The organism is Amycolatopsis sp. NBC_01480 (assembly GCF_036227205.1).
Lineage (GTDB): Bacteria > Actinomycetota > Actinomycetes > Mycobacteriales > Pseudonocardiaceae > Amycolatopsis.
On sequence record NZ_CP109442.1, the window covers coordinates 5431287 to 5453627 of the forward strand.

Here is a 22341-nt window from a genome sequence, read left to right on the forward strand (position 1 = left end):
CACCGGCGAACGGCCCGGTGTCCTCGAATCCGAGGGCGCCGGGCCGTTGCCGTCAGGTCAGTTCGCGGCCCAGAAGGCGTAGTCCGCGGTGTACGGCGTGGCGGTCTGGTCGCCCGCGGCGCAGGCGCCCTTCGGGGCCAGGCCGCCCTTGGTGTTGAGGCGCTGCACGAAGGTGACGTTCGCGAACAGGCCCTTGCCGCTGGTCGTGTCCGCCTTGAGCAGCAGCTCCGGGACAGCGTCCGGGTGCTGCACGGCCGCGCCCGGCACCGCCGTCGCCGCCACCGTGCTGCCGTCCACTGTGGACGTCCACACCGGTCCCTTGCTGTGCAGCGCGATCGGCTTGCCGCCGTCGGAGATGATCGCGGCGGGCTGGACCAGGGTCCACGCGCCGTTGGTGCAGCCGTAGATCTGCACGCCGCGGCCCTGGTAGGTGCCGATGTGCCTCGCTGCGCCGGGCACCTTGACCGCCGCGGGCACCTCGACGATCTCGGGCTGCCCACCCGCCGTCTGGGCCACCGGCTTGACCCCGGCCCCGGCCGCCGTCGCGCCGCCGCCGGTCGACGCGCACGCCGTCGCGCCGCCGAGCAGAACCATCGAGCCCACGGCCAGTGCCATCGAAATCCGCTTCATCGTCCCCGCCTCACCCGGGCCCGCCTCCACCAGGCGGGCGCTCGTGAGCAAACACGGGCGCCCGCCCCGGAACGGTTCACCGGAGGAGCGGATTTCTTTTCGCGACGGCTCTCAGGCCGAGACTTCCTCCTGCGGCGGGGCGTCCACCTCGGTCGCGCGCGGGTCGGCCCCGCGGTGGCGCAGCGCGAGCAGCCCGCCGACGATCATCGAGATCAGCACGCCGACAAACGTGTACCAGTAGGTGGCGAGCGGCACGAGCGTCTTCGTCGCCGCGCCGAACTGGATGTGCACCGCCGTGGTGGCCTTGTCGAACTTGACGAACAGGATCAGGAACGCCATGCCGACCACCGAGCAGGCGAACGCGACCACCGCGTCGGACTGCCGGGCCTTCTTGACCACCAGGCCGAGGAAGAACGAGCCGAGCAGCGCGCCGTAGGTGTACCCGACGATGCCGAGGCCCTGCTGGATCACCGGGTCCTTCGAGTTGGTGAACAACGAGGCGAAGATCGCGAACACCACGGCCCAGATCAGTGTCCACATGCGACCGTGGCGCAGCAGCCTCGAGTCCTCCACCGTGCGCTTGGTGAAGCGCTGGTAAAGGTCGGCGATGGTCGAGGTGGACAGCGCGTTCAGCGCCGAGGCCAGCGCGCCCATGGTGGACGCGAGGATGCCGGCGATCAGCAGCCCGGCCAGACCGACCGGCAGGTCGTTGACGATGAAGTTGGAGAACACGTCGTCGCCGGACATCTTCCCGGCCGCGACGGCGGTGGCGGTGGCGCCGGTCTTGCCGCCCGTGTACACCCACAGCATCGCGCCGACCACCAGGAACAGCGCGAACTGGATGAACACCACGATCGACGAGCCGATCAGCGCGCGCTGGCCGTCGCGCAGGCTCTTGGTCGACAGCAGCCGTCCGACGATCAGCTGGTCCGCGCCGTGTGAGGCCATCGAAAGGAAGGCACCGCCGACCACGGCGCCGATGAACGCGTACGGGCTGGTGATGATGTTCGACGCGAAGTCGGTGAGCTGGAAGCGGCCCTGGCCCGAGGCGATCGAGGTCCAGCCTTCCGGCAGCTTCGTGGACAGGAAGATGACCGCGCCGATCGCGCCGAGGATGTAGAGCGACCACTGGATCACGTCGACCCAGATCACCGACTTGATGCCGCCGACGAACGCGTAGATCAGGGTCAGCGCGGTCAGCAGCACCACGATGTGCCAGTAGGCGGTGTGGATGCCGTAGTGGTCGAGGATCGCCTTGATCGGGATGGCGCCGGCGAACAGCCGCAGGCCCTCGGCCAGCAGCCGGGTCACCACGAACGTCACCGACGCGGTGCCCTGCAGCCCGCGCCCGAAGCGGCGGCCGAGGAACTCGTACGCGCTGACGTAGTTGCCCTTGAAGTAGCGCGGCAGCAGCACGAACGCCGCGACCAGCCGGCCCAGGATGTAGCCGAAGGCCACCTCCAGGAACAGGAACGCGCTGCCGAAGACCAGGCCGGGCGTGGAGATGACGGTGAGCGTGGACGTCTCGGTCGCCACCACCGAGAGCGTCACCGCCCACCAGGGCATGCTGCGCTCACCGACGAAGTAGTCGTTCGCGGACTTCTGCCTGCGCCCGACCAGCACGCCGATGATCGGCATCGCCGCCAGGTACACGATGACGATCACCAGATCGACTGGGTTCATGGAGTTCTCCTACCGTCCTGCGCCGACTTCCGCGACCCTTAGCCGGGTCACGGTGCCCCCCAGTGGGGCCGGAAGGTCGAGTGGCCCGGCGCCGGGCGTCAGCGCGCCGAGCAGCCGCGGCCCGCGCGCGCCCGTGGCGGACGGCAGCGTGGCCGGGACGCCGCACCAGCCCAGCCAGCCGAGCAGCGCCGTCAGATAAGCCTCTTTGCCCGCGCCCGGCAGGCCGAGGTCGTCGCTGGTCCGCAGGGCGACGCCGGGCAGGTGCCGGGCCAGCGCCGCCATCACCGCGGGATTCGCGACCCCGCCGCCGGACGCGACAACCGTGGCGGCGCCGTGCCGACGGCATTCCGCGGCGACGGTGACGGCCGTCAGTTCGGTGAGGGTGGCGAGCAGGTCTTCGGCGGACAGCGGCGGCAGGCCGTCGAGCGCCGCGTCGAGGTAACCGCTGTGGAAGTGCTCCTTGCCCGTGGATTTCGGTGCTGCGGCGGCAAAGTAGGGGTCGGCGAGGAGCCGGTCGAGCAGGTCCGGGCGGACGGTGCCGGCTAGGGCGAGGCGGCCGTCGAGGTCCGCGTGCTGCGCCCCCTTGGTGACGCGGGCGGCGGCGACGTCCAGCAAAGCGTTGGCCGGGCCGGTGTCGTAGGCGAGCACGTCGGTGTCGGTCTCGCTGACGACGGTGATGTTCGCGATCCCGCCGAGGTTCAGCGCGGCGACCGGGCGGCCGGTCTCCTCGGCGAGCCCGCGCAGCCACAGCGCGTCGAGCGTGCTCGCCAGCGGAGCGCCCTGTCCGCCCGCGGTGATGTCGCGGATGCGCAGGTCCGCGAGCACCGGGACGCCGGTCCGCTCCGCGATCCACGCGGGCTGGCCGAGCTGCAGCGTGCCGAGGGCGACGCCGCCGGAAACCCAGTGGTAGACGGTCTGGCCGAGCGAGGCGATGACGTCCACCGGCCCGTAGCGCTTGATGCCCTGGCTCGCGGCTTCGGCGAAGGCCTGCCCGACCAGCGTGTCGAGGATGGTCAGCTGTTCGGCGCTGCTCGGCTGCGGCGGAAGGGCTTTGAGCAGGCCCTCGCGCAATTCGTCGGCGTAGGGGACGTCGAGTTCGCCGAGCGGGGTGAGCACCACGGTGCCGCCGTCGGCGCGCAGGTCCGCCACGGCCACGTCGATGCCGTCGACCGAGGTCCCGGACAGCAGCCCGAGAACCCGGAACCGGTGGCCGGCGCGCGTAGTCATCCGGAGTGGTCTAGCCAAGCCGTCCCGGCGGCGCAAGCCGGGCGGTGAAGTCTTGGCCGAATCGGAACTCAGCCGGTGATCCCTTGGCCTGATGGGCGCCCCGGGTCGGGGTACCCGGTGCGGCGGCGGGGCGGATGAAAGGATGGAGGCGTGTCTAGCACCTGGTTCTGGATTGTTGTCGTCGCCGTCGTCGTCCTGGTCGCCGTGCTGGTGTCCGGGCTGCTCATCGCCCGCCGGCGGCGGATCAGCCTGGACAAGGCCCGCGAGGTCGAGGCGAAGCCGAAGCGCGGCAGCTACACCGCGTCCGGCGGCATCACGCTGGCCCCGGGCGGTGAGGCCGAGGCGGAAGCCGCCGAGCCGCCCGCGCATCCGGTCGAGGACCGGCCGGAGGTCGACGGCCAGCCCGCGGTGGGCGACGACGCCGCCGTGCCCCGCGACTCCGGCCAGCGCACGGTGCGCGACGTCAAGCTGCCCGAGCCCGAGGTGGCCGAGGAAGCCCCGGCCGAAGAGATCGACGAGATCGATCCCGCCACCGGACGGCTGGAGCGGCTGCGCGGGCGGCTGTCGAAGTCGCGCTCGGTGTTCGGGCAGAGCCTGCTGGGCCTGCTCGGCGCGGGTGACCTCGACGAGGACTCCTGGCAGGACGTCGAGGACACGCTGCTGGTCGCCGACCTCGGCGCGGCCACGACCGACCAGATCGTGTTGCGCCTGCGCGACGAGCTGAGCCGCAAGGCCGTGCGCTCGTCCGCCGAGGCGCGCGCGGTGCTGCACGAGGTGCTGACCGCCGCCCTGTCGACCGACGGCCACCGCGCCGTCCGCGCCCTGCCGCACCAGGTGGACGGGCAGAAGCAGCCCGCCGTGGTGCTGGTCGCCGGGGTCAACGGCACCGGCAAGACCACCACCACCGGCAAGCTCGCGCGGGTGCTCGTGGCGCAGGGCAGCACAGTCGTGCTCGGCGCGGCGGACACCTTCCGCGCCGCTGCCGCCGACCAGCTCCAGACCTGGGGCGAGCGGGTGGGCGCGACCGTGGTGCGTGGCAAGGAGGGCGCGGACCCGGCGGCGGTCGCGTTCGACGCCGTCAAGCGCGGCATCGAGGACGGCGTGGACGCGGTGCTCGTGGACACCGCCGGCCGGCTGCACACCAAGACCGGCCTGATGGACGAGCTGGGCAAGGTCAAGCGGGTCGTCGAGAAGCAGGCGAAGGTCGACGAGGTGCTGCTGGTCCTCGACGCGACCACCGGCCAGAACGGCCTCGCGCAGGCGCGGGTGTTCGCCGAGGTCGTCGACGTCACCGGCATCGTGCTGACCAAGCTCGACGGCACTGCGAAGGGCGGCATCGTCTTCCAGGTCCAGCGCGAGCTGGGCGTGCCGGTCAAGCTCGTCGGCCTCGGCGAGGGCCCGGACGACCTGGCGCCGTTCGAGCCGGGTGCCTTCGTCGACGCGTTGCTGGGCTGATCCGCCCGGATCACCCGCGTTCCCCCAGATGGGTGATTAAGCCGCGATCGGGACAGATCGTCCGGATCTCTCTGCCACGGTGGCCTCGTCGTCAAGCCTTGACATCGAGGGGGCCGAGAGGTCATGACAGGTGGTTTCGGGGCGGTGCCGGAGGAGCTCTACCGGACCGCGAACCGCATCGGTGACGTCGTCGGCAGCGCCGGCAGCATGCTGTGGCAGGGCCCGAGCGGTGACTACGGCCATCCCGGCGTGCAGACCGGCTGGGGCAGTTTCATCGAGGATGTCAAAGCAGAGGTGGGAAAACTCGCCAAGAAGGCCGAAGGCCACGGCGAGGACCTGCGCACGGCCGCGGTCAAGTACGCGGATTCCGACAGCGCGGCCAGTGAGGCGCTGGGCAAGCTCGGCGGCGGCCTGCTCGGCGGGCTCGAGGGCGCGCCCGGCGGCGGCATCACCGGTGGGATCGGCGGCGTCCTGGGCGGCGGGGAGCTCGGCATCGGCCTGAGCCCGATAGGCGGGAAGCTCGGCAGCGGCCTGGACCCGCTCGGCGTGGCCGGCGGCGAGATCGGCAGTGGCCTGGACCCGTTCGGCGAGTCCGATGGCAAGGTCGGCAGCGGTCTGGACCCGCACAGCGAAGTCGGCGGGGGAGCGGGCGGCGAGGCGGGCAGCAGGCTCGGCCCGCTCGGCGGCGAGGCCCGGATCGGCAGCGGCCTGGAAGGCGTGCCCGGCGGCGGGTTCGCCGGAGGCCTGACGCCCTCGCAGCTGAACGAGCGCCTGGGCGGCGACGGCGGCGGGCTGCACGACGAGGTGCCCGGCGGCGGCTGGGCCGGCGGCGCGACCGGCAAGATCAGCGGCTCGCTCGAAGACGGCCCCACGGGCGTGATGAGCCCGGAGCGTTCGCGGGAGCTGTTCCCCGGATCGTCCGGCGGCACTACCGGCAGCGACGGTGAAGGACCGGTCTACTGATGGCAGCGGAGCTGGGACAGACCACCGACCCCAAGGCCCTGATCCCCGGTGAGCCGCAGCTCATCTCGGGTGACCTCAAGGAGCTGGTCGGCAACATCCAGAAGATGGCGGGCATCTCCGAAGGCCTGGGCGGCATCGACCCGCAGCAGTGGGTGGGCGAGAGCGGGGACAAGTTCCGCCAGGTGTTCGGCCAGGAGCCGAAGAACTGGACCGAGACCATCGGCGTGCTCGGCAAGGGCGCTTCCGCGCTCGCGGACTACGGCGACGCGCTCAACTGGGGCCAGTCCGAGGCACAGCGCGCGATCGAGGTGTTCACGAAGGCGCAGGCGGCTTCGCGGGCCGCGGCCGCGCAGTACAACACCCAGGCGCAGCAGGCCGCGTCGACCGGGCAGCCGCTGGCGCCGTTCACCGATCCCGCCGCCGGCGCGACCCAGGAGGCGCAGCAGATCCTGGAGAGCGCGCGCGGCAAGCTCGAACAGGTCGGCGGCGCCGTCGCGGAAGCGCTGGGGTTCAAGAAGAACGACGACGGCAGCTACAGCAAGGACATCGGCGAGGGCAAGGAGTTCGGCGCCGACGCCCGCAAGAAGCAGAAGAAGTGGGACCCGGAGAAGAAGGAATGGGTCGAAGAGGACCCCGGCGGCTGGCAGAACGGCAAGGGCGGCAAGAGCTACCAGGGCAAGTGGGGCACCGAGCAGTCCGGCGGGATGGCCATCGACAAGATCGGCCCCCTGCTGGAGAAGCTCGGCATCGACACGTCTGAATCGACGGTGTCGGCGTCCGCGGACGTCTCCCTGCTCCACGGCTCGCTCGACGGCAAGTTCGGCGACGGCACCTTCGGCGGCAGCGGGAAGATCGAGGGCTCGGTCCTCGGCGCCGGGGCCGAAGCGCACGCCGGGGCGAGCGTGCTCGGCGTGACCGCCGGGGCGTCGGCCGAGGCCTACCTGGCCAAGGGAAGCGCCGAAGGCGAGGTGCACCTCGGTGACCACGCGAACGTGAAGGGCTCGGGCGAAGCGTTTGTCGGGGCCAAAGCCGAGGGTGAAGGCACGATCGGCTGGACCGGCGCGCAGGGCAGCGCCTCGGCGTTCGCCGGCGCCCGCGTCGAGGGCGACGCCAGCGCCGAGGTCGCCGGTGTCACGGCCGGTGTGCACGGCGAGGCGTGGGCCGGGGCCGGCGCCGAGGCCAGCGGCCAGGTCGGCATGGGCGACGACGGCAAGTTCCACCTCGGCGCCTCGGTCGGCGTCGGGCTCGGCATCGGCGGCAAGGTCGGCTTCGATGTCAGCGTCGATCCGGCGGAAGTCGTGGACACGGTGCAGGATGTGGCCGGTGACGTCGGCCACGTGGCCTCCGACGTCGGGCACGGCATCAAGAACGCCGCGGGCTCCGTCGGCCACTTCCTCGGGTTCTGACCGCCCGCCTTACCAGAAGCAGGAGCGAAACAGTGGCCACCACCATCCCGGTCCCGATCGAGTTCTCGCTGCCCGAGGGCTGGCGCTCGGTGCCGCCCGACGAGGTCGGCACGCCGGAGGCGGCCTTCGTGGCGCTGCACCCGGGCACTCGGCAGGACGGGTTCACCGCGAACATCTCCATCACCGGAGAGGTCCGGGCCGATGACGAAGACCTGACCGCGATCGGTGACGAAGCGGTGGAGAAGCTGCGCGCGGCCGGCGGCCAGGGCGTGCAGCTGGGGCGGCGCAACGAGGTCGGCTCGCCGGACAGCCCCGGGCTCACCCAAGCGGTGAAGCTGACGATTCCGCTGAACGGCAAGCCGGTCGACATCGTGCAGTTCCAGGTCTTCATGTCGCTGCGGGACCAGAAGGACCCGCAGCGGCGCGCGGTGCTGCACGTGGTGCTGTCCGCGTTGCTGGAGAACCAGTTCGAGCAGGTCATCGACGACTTCCAGAAGTTCCTCTCGACGATCACCCCCGAGAAGGCCTGATGAACGAGACTGCCAGGCAGCTGCTGGCGCGGATCGAGGCGATCGACACCGCGGCGGCCGAGAACCGGATGCGCGCCGAGTCCTACCGCCACATGGCCGACGAGCTGAAGGACGCCCGGGGCCAGGCCACCTCGCCGGACGGGGTGGTGACCGTGGTCGCGGGCGCGGGCGGCTCGATCACGTCCATCACCTTCAGCGAGCGGGCCCGCGAGACGGCGCCTTCGGCGTTGTCGGCCGACGTCATGGGCGCCATCGCCGAGGCGCAGGCGATCGCCGCGCGGATGCAGGCCGACGTCGTCCGCCGGGGCCTGGGCGACACCGAGCTGCTGGACCGCGTGCTGGATTCCGACGAGCAGCTGTTCGGCGCGGCCCGCCCGTCGGCGGCCGCCACGGCGCCGCTGCCGGTCCAGGCCCCGCCGCCCGGTGCGCCGGGCCGCCGCCCGGCCCGGCCGGTCGAGGACGAACACGTCGAAGAATTCGTCCTGCGCAAGGAGGGACCGGGCTGATGAGCACCGGGGCGATCATCGCGATCGCGGTCGGCGGCACGGTGATCTTCGGTGCCGCGATCGTCGCCTTCGTGCTGTGGATCATGCGGATGAACAAGCGCCAGGAAGCCGGGGCGCTCGCGCGGCTGGCGGAGGAATCCGCGCGCCGCGGCTGGAAGTTCGAGGAGCGCAACGACTCCTACTGCGCGGTCTACAACGAGGCCGACACCTATATCCAGCAAAGCCTGGTCTCGCAGGTGGTCAACCCCGGCGATCCGCTCGCCGGGCGGCTGCGCGCGATCGAGGCGCACGAGATCATCAGCGGGACGCACCGCGGGCGCCCGTTCCTGGCCGCCCGGTTCAAGGTGACCAGGCCGGGCCCGGGCTCGAGCCTGGCCCAGGCGATCTGGGTGCAGGCGCCCGGCCGCGGGCCGGCGCTGCAGATCAGCCCGTCCGCCGGGGTCGCCAACCGGGTCAACGCCATGGCCGGGCAGGGCGACCTGCAGTTCGGCAACCCGGACTTCGACAACCGCTGGGAGGTGCACACCGGCGACGAGCGCTTCGCCCGCGCGGTGCTCGCCACGCAGGTGACGAACTTCCTGGCGACCGACACCCGCCAGTTCCGCGGCTTCACGCTGCTCGGCGCGAACCTCGACTTCTTCGACCAGGTCAGCGACTACCGCGACCCGAAGGAGCTGATCCCCGCGCTCGACCTGCGCTGCGACCTGCTCGACCTGATCCCCCGTTCCGTCTGGGCCTGAGGAGGCTTACGCTCCATGTTCCGTCCGATGAGGACAGTCACGCTCGCGCTCTGCTGCGCGGGTCTCGTGCTCGGCGGCTGCTCGGCCAACGTCGAGGTGAACCAGCAGATCGCCAAGGCCGACCTGGAGAAGGGGATCGCCGACGCGTTGCAGCAGTCGGTGGGGCAGCGCCCCGACTCGATCACCTGCCCGGGCCCGATCAACGCCAAGCAGGGCGAGCACATGCGCTGCGAGCTGGCGGCCGGGTCGACCAAGTACGGGCTCACCGCCACGATCAAGTCGGTCGAGGGCAGCAACGCCAAGTACGACGTCCAGGTGGACAACAAGCCCAGCAACTGAAAAACCCGGTGACCGCGCGGCCTCGCCGGGCGCACACTCCTGAGCGTGCCGCCCGACGAGACCGCCGTGATCATCGAAGGCCCGCGCGTCCACCTGCGCCCGCTCACCGAGCGGGACCGCGACCGGGCGCGGGACATCCTCGCCACCCCGGAAGTCGCGTCGTGGTGGGGTGAAGCCGAGAAAGAGGCCGACGGGCTGCTGGAAGCCGAAGCGGGATTTTCCAGCTATGCCATCGAGTTCGACGGCGAGACCGTCGGGCTGATCCAGAGTTTCGAGGAACTGGAGCCGCAGTACCGGCACGCCGGCATCGACATCGCCGTCGACCCGCGGTGGCACGGCCGGGGCTTCGGCGCCGAGGCGATCCGCGTGCTCGCCGCGCACCTGTTCGCCCAGGGCCACCACCGGCTCACCATCGACCCGGCGGTGGCCAACACTCGGGCCGTGCACGTGTACGAGAAGCTCGGCTTCCGGCCGGTCGGCGTGCTGCGGTCGTACGAGCGCGGGCCCGACGGCACGTGGCACGACGGGCTGCTGATGGACCTGCTGGCCGGTGAACTCGTGGGCGGCTCTGCTCGCTGACGCCGCCCACGAGCGGGTTCAGGCGGGCGGCAGCTGTTGCGAGAGCCGGTCCGCGATCTTCTGCACCACCGGCGCGATGTGCGCCACCGCGTCCGCGGTCAGCCGTCCCGACGGGCCGGACACCGAAACCGCGGCGGGCACCGGCGCGCCGGGCACGGCCACCGCGATGCAGCGGACGCCCAGCTCCTGCTCGGCCTCGTCCAGCGCGTAGCCCTGGCCCGCGATCCGGGTCAGCTCCGCGGCGAGCGCGTCCGGGTCGGTGAAGGTGTGTTCGGTGTAGGCGGGCATGCCGGTGCGGTCGAGCAGCGCGGTGACGTCTTCGGCGGGCAGTTGCGCGAGCATCGCCTTCCCGACCCCGGTGCCGTGCGGCAGCAGCCGCCGGCCGACTTCGGTGAACATCCGCATCGAGTGCTTGGACGGCACCTGCGCCACGTACACCACCTCGTCGCGTTCCAGCACCGCGAGGTTGGCCGTCTCGCCGACCTCCTCCACCAGCTCGACCAGCAGCGGGCGCGCCCAGGCGCCGAACTGCATGCTGGCGTTCTCGCCGAGCCGGATCAGCCGGGCGCCGAGGGCGTACCGGCGGTTGGTGTTCTGCCGCACGTAGCCGAGGTCGACCAGCGTCCGGATCAGCCGGTGGATCGTCGGCATCGGCAGCCCGGACAGCGTCGCGAGCTCCGAGAGACTGGCCTCCCCGCCGGTGTCGGCGAGGTGTTCCAGCAGCTCGAAGGCGCGTTGCAGGGACTGGACGCCGCCGTCTCGTCCGCTTTTCTCAGCCGCCACCGTGGTCCTCCTCACAGGTCCGGGCACTGCCGTTTGAGCTTCCGCTATGCAGAAACTATAGTCCGTCAGGTAAAAACCGTAGGGACGTTATCCAAAGAACGACTCGGGGTGTTTCGCATGTCTGAAGTCCAGGTCCTCGGCGGCTCTGTCGAGCGCGGCGACGAGATCCTGACGCCGGAAGCCCTCGCCTTCCTGGCGGGGCTGCACGACGCGTTCGCGGGCCGCCGGGACGAACTGCTGCTCGCCCGCGGCAAGCGCCGCGAGGAGGCCCGCACCACCGGCCGGCTCGACTTCCTGCCGGAGACCCAGGCGATCCGCGAGGGCGACTGGCAGGTCGCCGGGGCGCCGCCGGCGCTGCGCGACCGCCGGGTGGAGATCACCGGCCCGACCGACCGCAAGATGACCATCAACGCGCTCAACTCCGGCGCCAAGGTGTGGCTCGCCGACTTCGAGGACGCGAACACCCCGCACTGGGCGAACGTGGTCTCCGGCCAGGTCAACCTGCGTGACGCGGTCCGCGGCGACATCACGCTGGAGAGCGGCGGCAAGAGCTACGCGCTGAAGGACGACGTCGAGCACGCCACCATCGTGGTCCGCCCGCGCGGCTGGCACCTCGACGAGCGCAACCTGACCTTCGGCGGGCGCAAGGGCGTCGGCGCGCTGGTCGACTTCGGCCTGTACTTCTTCCACAACGCGGCCGAATTGCTCAAGCGCGGCAAGGGCCCGTACTTCTACCTGCCGAAGATGGAGAGCCACCTCGAGGCGCGGCTGTGGAACGACGTGTTCACCCACGCCGAGAAGGAACTCGGCATCGAGCACGGCACCGTCCGCGCGACCGTGCTGATCGAGACCATCCCGGCCGCGTTCGAGATGGAGGAGATCCTCTACGAGCTGCGCGAGCACGCCTCGGGCCTGAACGCGGGCCGCTGGGACTACCTGTTCAGCGTGATCAAGTACTTCCGCGACGCCGGCGAGAAGTTCGTGCTGCCGGACCGCAACTCGGTCACCATGACCGCGCCGTTCATGCGCGCCTACACCGAGCTGCTGGTGCGCACCTGCCACAAGCGCGGCGCGTTCGCGATCGGCGGCATGGCCGCGTTCATCCCGAGCAAGGACCCGGCGGTCAACGAGGGCGCGTTCAAGAAGGTCCACGACGACAAGGCGCGCGAGGCCGGCGACGGCTTCGACGGCTCGTGGGTCGCGCACCCGGGCATGGTTTCGCTCTGCCGCGAGGAGTTCGACAAGGTGCTCGGCGACAAGCCGAACCAGCTCGAGCGCACCCGCGACGAGGTCAGCGTGACCGCCGACCAGCTGCTGGACGTCGCTTCGACGCCGGGCAGCGCCACCGCGGCCGGCCTGCGCGCCGCCGTCGAGGTCGGCATCCGTTACATCGCCTCGTGGCTCAGCGGCAACGGCGCGGCGGCCATCCACAACCTGATGGAGGACGCCGCCACCGCCGAGATCTCGCGTTCGCAGGTCTGGCAGTGGGTGAAGAACGGCACGGTGCTCGACACCGGCGACCGGGTGACCGCGGAGCTGGTGCGCGGCGTGCTGGCCGACGTCCGCGGCGAGCTGGCCGCCGACGTCAAGGAAGAGCTGCTGACCCCGGCTGTCGAGCTGTTCGAGCAGGTCGCGCTGGCCGAGGAGTTCCCGGACTTCCTCACGCTCCCGGCCTACGAGCGCATCAAGTAATGGGCGGCCGGCTCTCCGAGGACGTTTACACCAGCGCGGACGCGCGGCTCGCGGATGCGGACGCGCGCGTCGCGGCGCTGTACCCCGGCGAGCCGCCGGGTCGCCGGCCCGTGCACACCGTGTACGTGCCGGCGTCCCAGTACCGCACGCGCCTGGTCGCCGACTGGGGCAAGCGGGCCATGCGGGTGTTCATCGAGGAGGGCGACCGGCTCGGCCTCACCCCGGACGTCGCTGAGCGCGTGCGCGCCAAGCTGCTCACCGAGCCGATCGAGGATCTGCGGATCGACTTCGAGGACGGCTACGGAAACCCGGGCGACGCCGCGGAGGACGCCGCCGCGCTGGCCGCCGGGCAGACGCTCGCGACCACCGGCGGCACGCCGTTTGTCGGGATCCGGTTCAAGAGCTTCGAGGCCGCGACGCGCCGACGCGGCATCCGCACGCTCGACCTGTTCCTCTCCGGCCTGCTGGAGAACGGCCCGTTGCCCGGCGGTTTTGTCGTCACGCTGCCCAAGGTGACGGCCGTCGAACAGGTTGAAGTAGCCGCGGATGTGTTGGCACGCCTGGAATCCGCGTACGAACTCGACGAGGGCTCGTTGCGCTTCGAGGTGCAGATCGAGACCGCGCAGTCGATCCTCGCCCACGACGGGACGGTTTCGGTCGCGCGCATCATCCAGGCCGCGGCCGGGCGCTGCTCCGGCCTGCACTACGGCACCTACGACTACAGTGCGGGCCTCGGCATCGCCGCCGCGTACCAGAGCATGGAGCACCCGGCCGCGGACTTCGCCAAGCAGCTCATGCAGGTCGCCGCCGCGGGCACGGGTGTGCGGCTGTCCGACGGCTCCACCAACAAACTGCCGGTCGGCGACGCCCTGCCCACGGCCTGGGCCGAGCACCTCCGCCTGGTGCGGCGCTCGCTGGAGAACGGCTTCTACCAGGGCTGGGACCTGCACCCGCACCAGCTGCCGACCCGCTTCGCGGCGACGTACGCCTTCTACCGCGAAGGCTTCCCGGACGCGGCGAAGCGGCTTCGCGACTACGCCGACCAGACGTCCGGCGGTGTCCTCGACGAGCCCGCGACGGCCGAAGCGCTCGCGCGGTACCTGCTCGGCGGCCTGTATTGCGGCGCGCTGGAGGAGTCCGAGCTGCCGTTCGACCGGGTGGAGCTGGACCGCTACGCCCGGCGCCTCGCCTGAACGCGGGACTTTGGTGCAGCGGATGACGCTTGACCCGCACTGAGCGAAGGAAAAGCGTCATCCGCTGCATTGCTTTCCGCCGGACGGCCGTCGGCGACCCGCTCGCCGCCACCAGCACCCGCTGCCTGGCCTGGACGCACCGGGCCCGAAGCCGCTTGGGTAGAATTCCGGCGGTCTTTGCGCAGGGTGGGAAGGAAGACATGTCGGTCGAAACACGGGAATTCCAGTCCGAGGCACGCCAGCTGCTGCAGTTGATGATCCATTCGATCTACTCGAACAAGGACATCTTCCTGAGGGAGCTCGTCTCGAACGCTTCGGACGCGCTGGACAAGCTGCGCCTGGAGTCGTACCGGGACAAGGATCTGCAGGCGGACACCGATGACCTGCACATCGAGATCGCGATCGACGCCGAGGCCCGCACGCTCACCGTGCGCGACAACGGGATCGGCATGAGCCGCGACGACGTGGTCGGCCTGATCGGCACCATCGCGAAGTCCGGCACCGCCGAGTTCCTGCGCAAGCTGAAGGAGTCGCAGGACGCGGCCGGCTCGCAGGACCTGATCGGCCAGTTCGGCGTCGGCTTCTACTCGAGCTTCATGGTCGCGGACAAGGTCACCCTGGTGAGCCGCCGCGCGGGCACGGACGAGGGCGTCCGCTGGGAGTCCGAGGGCGAGGGCACCTACACGATCGAACCGGTCGAGGACGCGCCGCAGGGCACCGCCGTCACGCTGCACCTGAAGCCGGCCGACGACGAGGACCACCTCTTCGACTACACGTCGCCGTGGAAGGTCCGCGAGATCGTCAAGCGGTACTCGGACTTCATCACCTGGCCGGTCCGGATGGTGAAGCAGAACCCGCTGGAGCCCGACAGCGCCGAAGACACTGCCGAGGCGCCCGAGCTGGAGACGGTCAACTCGCGCAAGGCGCTGTGGGCGCGGCCGTCTTCGGAGGTCTCCGAGGACGAGTACCACGAGTTCTACAAGCACATCAGCCACGACTGGAACAACCCGCTCGAGACCGTCCGGATGCAGGCGGAGGGCACGTTCGAGTACCAGGCGCTGCTGTTCATCCCGGCGCAGGCGCCGGTGGACCTGTTCATGCGCGACAGCAAGCGCGGCGTGCAGCTGTACGTCAAGCGCGTGTTCATCATGGACGACTGCGAAGCGCTGATGCCGAACTACCTGCGCTTCGTGAAGGGTGTTGTCGACGCGCAGGACCTTTCGCTGAACGTCTCGCGCGAGATCCTGCAGCAGGACCGGCAGATCCGGATGATCCGGCGGCGGCTGGAGAAGAAGGTGCTGTCCACGGTCAAGACGATGATGACCGAGGACGCCGAGAAGTACGCGACGTTCTGGCGCGAGTTCGGCCGCGCGGTCAAGGAGGGCCTGCTCGACGACCCGGAGAACCGCGAGTCGATCCTGGAGATCTCCTCGTTCGCCTCCACCGAGGACGCCGAGAAGCCGACCTCGCTGCGCGACTACGTGGCGCGGATGAAGGACGGCCAGGAGCACATCTACTACATCACCGGCGAGTCGCGCACGACGATCGAGAACTCGCCGCACCTGGAAGCGTTCCGCGCCAAGGGTTACGAGGTGCTGATCCTGACCGACCCGGTCGACGAGATGTGGGTCGACTCGGTGCCGGGCTTCGACGGCAAGCCGCTGCAGTCCGTGGCCAAGGGCGAGGTGGAGCTGGACCCGGCGTCGCAGGAGCAGCAGACCGAGTACACCGACCTGCTGTCCTGGATGACGACCACGCTCGAGGACACCGTCAAGGAGGTCCGGCTCTCGTCGCGGCTGACCACCTCGCCCTCGTGCATCGTCGGCGACACGAACGACCTCACGCCGACGCTCGAGAAGATGTACCGCGCGATGGGCCAGGAAATGCCGCAGATCAAGCGGATCCTGGAGCTGAACCCGGAGCACCCGCTGGTCACCGGCCTGCGCGAGGCCCGCGTGGCGAACCCGGACGACGCGTCGCTGGGCGAGACCGCGGAGCTGCTGTACGGCATGGCGCTACTCGCCGAGGGCGGCGAGCTGGCCGACCCGGGGCGGTTCCTGAAGCTGGTCGCCGACCGGGCGGCGAAGGCGCTGTAAAAAGCTCGTGAGTGTTTATGACGGTTCTAACCGTCATAAACACTCACGAGCTTTTCTCTGCGACCAGCGCCAAATACACGTCCACCTGCGCGACGAAATCGCTCAAGTCCACACCCAGCAACTCGGCCGCCCGCCCGATCCGGTACCGCAGGGTGTTCACGTGGATGTGCAACGCCTTCGCCGCCTTGGTCGGCGAGCCCGAGCACTCCAGGAACACCCGCACGGTGTGCACGAGGTCGGAGTGCTGTTCGGCGTCGTAGTCCAGCAGCGGGCCGAGCAGCCGTCGCCGTAGCGCCGCCCGCAGGTCGCCGGAGACGGCGGCCAGCAGCAGTTGGTGCACGCCGACGTCGGCGGCCGGGACCACGGCCACGGGGCCCTCGCGGTTGGCCGCCACGGAAAGCGCGTGACGCGCGACTTCCAGCGCCCCCTTGGCTTCCGTCGCCGGACCGGGGTCGCTGAACCCGGCCAGCAGCCGCCGCGCCGTCAGCAGTGGTTCCACTGTGGACAGAGCGGCGGTGGTCTCGTGGGCCCAGTCCTCCGGCCAGGACCCGTCTTCGGCGACGAGGGCGTGGGCCTCACCGGGGGTTGAGCCGGTGAGGGTGAACGTGGTGTCCGCCAGCAGTTCCGCGAGGACGTCGGCGGCTTCCGCGCTGCCGTCGGTCCGCAGGGCGACGGCCCGCACGATTCCGGTCTCCGGCAGTTCCGCGGGAAGGCGGGCACGGCCGCGCGCCAGGCCGACCAACCCGGCCAGCTCTTCGGCCAGCTCGGTCTGTGAAGCGCTCAACGGCCCGTCGACGGCGAGCAGCCACGGCACGGCGTTACGGCCTTCGACCGGCAGCACGGTCAGCCCGGCGGCGGCGGTCGGGCGGCCGTGCGCGGCGGCGAACCGGCGGACCGGCTCGGCGGGCGAGCCGGGCAGCGCCGCCGTCCCCGCGACCACCCGGGGTACGGCCGAGAGCACCCAGCAGGCCGCGCCCAGCTCGACGGCCGCGCGTTCCAGCAGCACCGGCAGCGGCGCGTCCTCCGCGGCCGCAGTCAGCAAACGTTTGCGCGCCCCGTCCGCGGCCGCCGCCAGCGCCAGCACCACCTGCTCGGTGACCACGGCGAACGACAGGTCGGGCGGCACTTCCAGCAGCGCGACCCGGTGCCGGGCGCAGGCCTCGACGACGTCGTCCGGGATGCCGTCCGAGTCGGCGCCCGAGGCGGCCAGCGCGGGGGCCCCGGCGGCGGCCAGCGCGGCCACGAACGGCTCCGCGTCGCCCGGCGCGCGCCACCAGAGCAGCCCGGACAGCACCAGCTCGCCCGCCGACAGGTAGCGGCCGGGGTCGGGCAGCTCGGTCACGTAGATCCGGGTCACGGGCCGGTCGAGCAGCGCGTCCGGGGTGCTCGGGTGCGGCCGCAGCCCGGGCAGGGCCAGCAGCGTTTTGACGGTGGTCATCAGGCTTGTAGGAAAGCACAAACGGGTGGTGTTCCGCCGCTCGGGAGTTCATGGCGAGGCACCGTTGCCGCCCGGTGGGTTTCGGCGTGTACTGAGCTGTCCAGCCGAGAAAGAGGAGCCCGCGCGTGGACTTCCTGCGTCCCGAAAGCCTCGCCGAGGCGCTGGCCGTCAAGGCCGAGCGCCCCGACGCGGTGCCCATCGCCGGCGGCACCGACGTGATGGTGGAGCTGAACTTCGACCACCGCCGCCCGGCCGCGCTGCTCGACCTGAACCAGGTCGGCGAGCTGGCGCAGTGGTCGGCAACCGAGGGTGAGGTCCGGCTCGGCGCGAGCGTGCCGTACGCCCGCGTGATCGCCGAGCTGGGGGAGTCGCTGCCCGCGCTGGCCATGGCGTCGCGCACGGTCGGCTCGCCGCAGATCCGCAACCGCGGCACGGTGGGCGGCAACCTCGGCGCCGCCTCGCCCGCCGGCGACACGCACCCGGTGCTGCTCGCGCTCGGCGGCCGGGTGGAGGTCGCTTCGGTCCGGGGCACGCGCTTCGTCCCGGCCGACGAGTTCTACCTCGGCGTGAAGCGCAACGCGCTGGAGCCCGACGAGCTGATCACCGCCGTCCACCTGCCCGCTTCGGCCGGGCCGCAGCAGTTCGCGAAGGTCGGCACGCGCAACGCGATGGTGATCGCCGTCTGCTCGTTCGCCTTGTCGCTGCGGCCGGAGAAGACCGAGGTCGGTGCCGCCGTCGGCTCGGCCGCGCCCACGCCGCGGCGGGCCCGCGAGGCCGAGGGCTTCCTGGCCGCCGAGCTGCCGTGGGGCTCGCCGGAGCCGCTGGCCGATTCGCTCAAACGCCGGTTCGGCGAGCTGGTCGCGCAGGCCGCGGCGCCGATCGACGACGTCCGCGGGAGCGCGGAATACCGCAAGCACGCCCTGTCCGTCCTCGCCCGGCGGACGCTGACCTGGGCCTGGGACGAACACCGGGGGAGTGGCCGCGAATGCGCGTGAACGTGACCGTGAACGGCGAGGGCCGGCAGGCCGACGACGTCTGGGAGGGCGAGAGCCTGCTGTACGTGCTGCGAGAGCGGCTGGGCCTGCCCGGCTCGAAGAACGCTTGTGAGCAAGGCGAATGCGGCTCCTGCACGGTGTACCTGGACGACGTGCCGGTGTGCTCGTGCCTGGTCGCCGCGGGCCAGGTGGAGGGCCGCGCGGTGCGTACCGTCGAAGGCCTGGCCGACGGCGACCGGCTCGACCCGGTGCAGCAGTCCTTTGTGGACGCCGGCGCCGTGCAGTGCGGCTTCTGCACCCCGGGACTGGTCGTCGCGGTACACGATCTGCTGAACCGCGTCGCGAAGCCCAGCGACGAGGAGATCCGCGAGGCGCTGGCCGGGAACCTCTGCCGCTGCACGGGATACGAGAAGATCCTGGACGCCGTCCGCTCGGCGGCTTCGATCAAGGACACTGCCGTCAAAGGTGGTGCCGCGTGAAGACGCTGGTGTCGAACGCCGCGATCGCCACCGTCAGCGGCCCGGAGTACGCGAGCGGTCATGTGCTGATCGACAACGACCGTATCGCCGCCGTGGGAGAAGGGCGCTACTCCGGCGAATTCGACCAGGAGGTGGACGCGTCCGGCTGCCTGGTCACGCCGGGCCTGGTCAACACCCACCATCACCTCTACCAGTGGGCGACCCGCGGGATGGCGGCCGACCACACGCTGTTCGAATGGCTCGTCGCGCTGTACCCGGTGTGGGGCCGGCTGGACGCGGACATCACGCACGCCGCGGGCACGGCCGGGATGGCGCGGCTCGCGCTGACCGGCTGCACCACCGTCGCCGATCACCACTACGTCTTCCCGCACGACGGCGGTGACCAGGTCGAGGCGCTGGTCGCCGCCCGGCAGCGGATCGGCGTCCGGCTGCACCTGGTGCGCGGCTCGATGGACCGCGGCGAGTCCGACGGCGGGCTGCCGCCGGACAACCTGGTCGAGACGACCGAGGACGCGCTGCTCGGCACCGAGGCCGCGATCGACCGGTTCCACGATTCCTCGCCCGGGTCGCACCTGCGCATCGCCGTCGGCCCGTGCTCGCCGTTCTCCGTCACCGAGCGGCTGATGTCCGGCGCGGCCGAGCTGGCCCGGCGCAAGGGCGTCCGGCTGCACACGCACCTGGCCGAGACGCTCGACGAGGAGCGGCAGTGCCTCGCCGAGGTCGGCTGCACCCCGGCCGAGTACGCGGACAAGCTCGGCTGGCTGGCCGGCGACGTCTGGCTCGCGCACACCGTCCACCTCTCCGCCGACGCGATCCGCCGCTTCGGCGCGACGGGCACGGGCTCAGCGCACTGCCCGACGTCCAACGGCCGGCTCGGCACCGGCATCGCCCCGGTGCGCGACCTGCTCGACGCGGGCGCGCCGGTCGGCCTCGGCGTCGACGGGGCGGCGTCCAGCGAGTCCGGCGGCCTCGGCGAGGAGCTCCACCAGTCGCTGTTGCAGGCTCGCCAGCGCGGCGGCCCGAAGGCGCTGACCACGCGGGAAGCGTTGTGGCTGGGCACAATGGGCGGCGCGCGGTGCCTCGGCCATGAGGCGGACGTCGGCTCGCTGGAGGTGGGCAAGCTCGCCGACCTGGCCGTGTGGGACCTGTCGGGGCTGAACTACGCGGGGATCACCGACCCGGTCGCGGCGCTGGTGCTGGGCGCGACGCCGCCGCTGGCCCGGCTGTTCGTCGGCGGCGAGGCCGTGGTGGAGAACGGCACGCTGCGCCAGGAGGACGAGTCCGCGATCGCGCGTGATCTGGCGGGCGCGAGCGCGCGGCTGCGGGAGGACCGATGACCACCACGCTGCCGCTCACCGGCACCTCGAACGGCGTCGGCGCGAACGCCCAGCGCCCGGACGGCACGGTGAAGGTGCGGGGCGAGTTCGCCTACTCCTCGGACCTGTGGCACGAGGACATGCTGTGGGGCACCACGTTGCGCAGCCCCCACCCGTACGCCCGGATCACCGGCCTCGAGATCGGGGAAGCCCTTGCGGTGCCTGGGGTTTACGCGGTGCTCACGCACGAGGACGTGCCCGGCCTCAACCGCTACGGCCTGGAGCACGCCGATCAGCCGGTGCTGGCGGGCGACGTCGTCCGGTACCAGGGCGAGCCGGTCGCGCTCGTCGCCGCGGACCACCCGGAGACGGCGCGCCGGGCGATGAAGCGCATCAAGGTGAGCTACGAAGTGCTGGAGCCGGTGACGGACTCCGAAGCGGCTGTCGACGGCGTCGGCGCTTCGCTGCACCCAGGCGGCAACGTCGTGCGGCACGTGCGGATCCGGCGTGGCGCTCCGGAAGCTTCGGCCGACGTCGTGGTGTCCGGGGTGTACGAGGTCGGCATGCAGGACCAGGCGTTCCTCGGCCCGGAGTCCGGGCTCGCGGTGCCGGACACCGAGGGCGGCGTGGACCTGTACGTCGCGACGCAATGGCTGCACGTGGACCAGCAGCAGATCGTCGCCGCGCTCGGGCTGACGACGGAGAAGGTGCGGCTGACGCTCGGCGGCGTCGGCGGGGCGTTCGGCGGGCGCGAGGATCTGTCGATGCAGGTGCACGCGTGCCTGCTCGCGCTGCACACCGACAAGCCGGTGAAGATGGTCTACAACCGCGAGGAGTCGTTCTACGGCCACGTGCACCGTCACCCCGCGAAGATGTACTACGAGCACGGCGCCACTTCCGACGGTCGTCTGGTGTACGTCCGCGCGCGGCTCTTCCTCGACGGCGGCGCGTACGCGTCTTCGACCGGCGCGGTGGTGGCGAATGCCGCGACGCTCGGGGTCGGACCGTACACAGTGGACAACGTGTCCGTCGATTGCTGGGGCACCTACACGAACAACCCGCCGTGCGGCGCGATGCGGGGCTTCGGCGCGGTGCAGGCGGCGTTCGCGTACGAGTCGCAGATGGACAAGCTGGCCGTCGCGTGTGGACTGGACCCGGTGGACCTGCGCATCCGCAACGCGATGAGCGAGGGCTCGGTGATGCCCACCGGCCAGGTGGTGGACTCGGCAGCGCCCGTCGCGGAGCTGCTGGAACTGCTGCGCGCGCGGCCACTGCCGTCGGAACGGGACTTCGACCTGCGCCACATGCCCGGCGGCGTCTCGAACACCACCCACGGTGAGGGCGTGGTGCGCGGGATCGGCTACGCGGTGGGGATCAAGAACGTCTGCTTCTCCGAGGGCTTCGACGACTACTCGACCGCGCGCGTCCGGCTGCAACTCGTCGGCGGCGAGCCCGCGGCCACCGTGCACACCGCGGCGTGTGAGGTCGGCCAGGGGCTGGTGACGATCATGCAGCAGATCGTGCGCACGGAGCTGGGCGTCGAACAGGTCACCGTGCTGCCGATGGACACCTCGATCGGCAACGGCGGCTCGACCTCGGCGTCACGCCAGAGCTACGTGACCGGTGGCGCCGTGCAGGCGGCTTGCGCCGCGGTGCGCGCCCGGCTGCTGGAGAGCCAGGCTTTGCCCGCGCGTACGCGTGTCGTGGGCGGCAAGCTGGTGGACGTCGCGGGTTCGGTCGTCGGAGATCTGGCTGCATTGCTGGATTCGGCGTCGTTCGACGAGACGGTCGAGTGGCGCCACCGGCCGACGCAGCCGCTGGACCCGGAGACCGGCCAGGGTGACGCGCACGTGCAGTACGGCTTCGCGGCGCACCGGGCGGTGGTGGACGTGGACGTCGAGCTGGGCCTGGTGAAGGTGGTCGCGCTGGACTGCGCGCAGGACGTCGGCAGGGCGCTGAACCCGCAGGCCGTGGTGGGCCAGATCCAGGGCGGTTCCGCGCAGGGCCTCGGGCTGGCGGTGATGGAGGAGATCCAGGTCGTCGACGGCCAGGTGCGCAACCCCTCGTTCACCGACTACCTGATCCCGACCGTGCTCGACATGCCGCCGATGGCCATCGACGTGCTGGAGCGCCCGGACCCGAACGCCCCGTACGGGCTGCGCGGCGTCGGCGAGCCCCCGACCATCTCGTCCACCCCGGCCATCGCCGCCGCCATCCGCGCCGCGACCGGGCTGGCCCTGGAGCGCGTGCCGGTGCGGCCGGAGCACATCACCGGCACGTAACGGGGTTCT

Annotated in this window: 20 protein-coding genes; 15 read left to right on the plus strand and 5 right to left on the minus strand. The window is 71.4% G+C overall.

Annotated elements, in window-relative coordinates; all coding sequences use genetic code 11:
• Positions 1–57: 57 nt before the first annotated feature.
• The 3 genes from OG371_RS25965 to OG371_RS25975 form a co-directional block, all read right to left on the minus strand.
• On the minus strand, positions 58–630 hold the full coding sequence (locus OG371_RS25965) for a DUF3455 domain-containing protein (protein WP_329057754.1): 573 nt from the start codon (positions 628–630) through the stop codon (positions 58–60).
• Positions 631–741: 111 nt separating this feature from the next.
• Positions 742–2313: a sodium:solute symporter gene (locus OG371_RS25970; protein ID WP_329057756.1), complete on the minus strand. Its 1572-nt coding sequence runs from the start codon at positions 2311–2313 to the stop codon at positions 742–744.
• A gap of 9 nt (positions 2314–2322) precedes the next feature.
• Positions 2323–3540, minus strand: a complete 1218-nt coding sequence (locus OG371_RS25975) for an anhydro-N-acetylmuramic acid kinase (RefSeq protein WP_329057757.1) — start codon at positions 3538–3540, stop codon at positions 2323–2325.
• A 150-nt stretch (positions 3541–3690) separates the two neighbouring features.
• On the opposite strand from OG371_RS25975, the gene ftsY reads away from it, so the two are divergent.
• The 8 genes from ftsY (at position 3691) to OG371_RS26015 (ending at position 10058) form a co-directional block, all read left to right on the plus strand.
• Entirely contained in the window at positions 3691–4995 is a 1305-nt protein-coding gene (gene ftsY / locus OG371_RS25980; RefSeq protein ID WP_329057758.1) for a signal recognition particle-docking protein FtsY, read from the plus strand.
• Positions 4996–5118: 123 nt separating this feature from the next.
• Positions 5119–5958, plus strand: a complete 840-nt coding sequence (locus OG371_RS25985; protein ID WP_329057760.1) for a WXG100 family type VII secretion target — start codon at positions 5119–5121, stop codon at positions 5956–5958.
• Positions 5958–7364 carry a putative T7SS-secreted protein gene (locus OG371_RS25990; RefSeq protein ID WP_329057761.1) on the plus strand — a complete coding sequence of 469 codons (1407 nt, stop codon included), beginning with the start codon at positions 5958–5960 and terminating at the stop codon, positions 7362–7364. Before OG371_RS25985 ends, OG371_RS25990 begins: the two co-directional genes overlap by 1 nt.
• A gap of 32 nt (positions 7365–7396) precedes the next feature.
• Complete coding sequence (locus tag OG371_RS25995) at positions 7397–7894, plus strand: hypothetical protein (protein WP_329057763.1); 498 nt, start codon at positions 7397–7399, stop codon at positions 7892–7894.
• Positions 7894–8400 carry a YbaB/EbfC family nucleoid-associated protein gene (locus tag OG371_RS26000; RefSeq protein ID WP_329057766.1) on the plus strand — a complete coding sequence of 169 codons (507 nt, stop codon included), beginning with the start codon at positions 7894–7896 and terminating at the stop codon, positions 8398–8400. The genes OG371_RS25995 and OG371_RS26000 overlap by 1 nt, the downstream gene beginning before the upstream one ends.
• A complete protein-coding gene (locus OG371_RS26005) occupies positions 8400–9140 on the plus strand; it encodes a hypothetical protein (RefSeq protein ID WP_329057767.1) in 741 nt (246 codons plus the stop codon). The genes OG371_RS26000 and OG371_RS26005 overlap by 1 nt, the downstream gene beginning before the upstream one ends.
• A 27-nt stretch (positions 9141–9167) precedes the next feature.
• Positions 9168–9479 (plus strand): DUF4333 domain-containing protein, encoded by a 312-nt coding sequence (locus OG371_RS26010; RefSeq protein WP_329057769.1) that lies wholly within the window; start codon positions 9168–9170, stop codon positions 9477–9479.
• Between the two features lie 66 nt (positions 9480–9545).
• Positions 9546–10058: a GNAT family N-acetyltransferase gene (locus tag OG371_RS26015; protein ID WP_442876180.1), complete on the plus strand. Its 513-nt coding sequence runs from the start codon at positions 9546–9548 to the stop codon at positions 10056–10058.
• Between the two features lie 18 nt (positions 10059–10076).
• Here OG371_RS26015 and OG371_RS26020 read toward each other — a convergent pair whose 3' ends face one another.
• Positions 10077–10841 (minus strand): IclR family transcriptional regulator, encoded by a 765-nt coding sequence (locus tag OG371_RS26020; protein ID WP_329057771.1) that lies wholly within the window; start codon positions 10839–10841, stop codon positions 10077–10079.
• A 117-nt stretch (positions 10842–10958) separates the two neighbouring features.
• On the opposite strand from OG371_RS26020, the gene aceB reads away from it, so the two are divergent.
• The 3 genes from aceB (at position 10959) to htpG (ending at position 15822) form a co-directional block, all read left to right on the plus strand.
• The gene (gene aceB, locus OG371_RS26025; RefSeq protein ID WP_329057773.1) at positions 10959–12533 is read left to right on the plus strand and encodes a malate synthase A; all 1575 of its coding nucleotides are present in this window, start codon (positions 10959–10961) and stop codon (positions 12531–12533) included.
• Positions 12533–13726, plus strand: coding sequence for a DUF6986 family protein (locus OG371_RS26030; protein ID WP_329057775.1), 1194 nt, complete (start codon positions 12533–12535; stop codon positions 13724–13726). The genes aceB and OG371_RS26030 overlap by 1 nt, the downstream gene beginning before the upstream one ends.
• A gap of 200 nt (positions 13727–13926) precedes the next feature.
• A complete protein-coding gene (gene htpG, locus OG371_RS26035) occupies positions 13927–15822 on the plus strand; it encodes a molecular chaperone HtpG (protein WP_329057777.1) in 1896 nt (631 codons plus the stop codon).
• 43 nt (positions 15823–15865) lie between these two features.
• Here the strand turns inward: htpG and OG371_RS26040 are convergent, their stop codons facing one another.
• Entirely contained in the window at positions 15866–17260 is a 1395-nt protein-coding gene (locus OG371_RS26040; protein WP_329057778.1) for a helix-turn-helix domain-containing protein, read from the minus strand.
• A gap of 125 nt (positions 17261–17385) precedes the next feature.
• Between OG371_RS26040 and OG371_RS26045 the strand changes: the two genes are divergently transcribed.
• Genes OG371_RS26045 through pucD form a run of 4 tightly spaced genes read left to right on the plus strand, consistent with a single transcriptional unit; the run spans position 17386 to position 22332 of the window.
• Positions 17386–18255, plus strand: coding sequence for an FAD binding domain-containing protein (locus tag OG371_RS26045; RefSeq protein WP_329057780.1), 870 nt, complete (start codon positions 17386–17388; stop codon positions 18253–18255).
• Positions 18246–18734, plus strand: a complete 489-nt coding sequence (locus OG371_RS26050; protein WP_329057781.1) for a (2Fe-2S)-binding protein — start codon at positions 18246–18248, stop codon at positions 18732–18734. Before OG371_RS26045 ends, OG371_RS26050 begins: the two co-directional genes overlap by 10 nt.
• Complete coding sequence (locus OG371_RS26055; RefSeq protein WP_329057782.1) at positions 18731–20071, plus strand: 8-oxoguanine deaminase; 1341 nt, start codon at positions 18731–18733, stop codon at positions 20069–20071. Before OG371_RS26050 ends, OG371_RS26055 begins: the two co-directional genes overlap by 4 nt.
• A complete protein-coding gene (gene pucD / locus OG371_RS26060; RefSeq protein ID WP_329057783.1) occupies positions 20068–22332 on the plus strand; it encodes a xanthine dehydrogenase subunit D in 2265 nt (754 codons plus the stop codon). The genes OG371_RS26055 and pucD overlap by 4 nt, the downstream gene beginning before the upstream one ends.
• Positions 22333–22341: the final 9 nt, after the last annotated feature.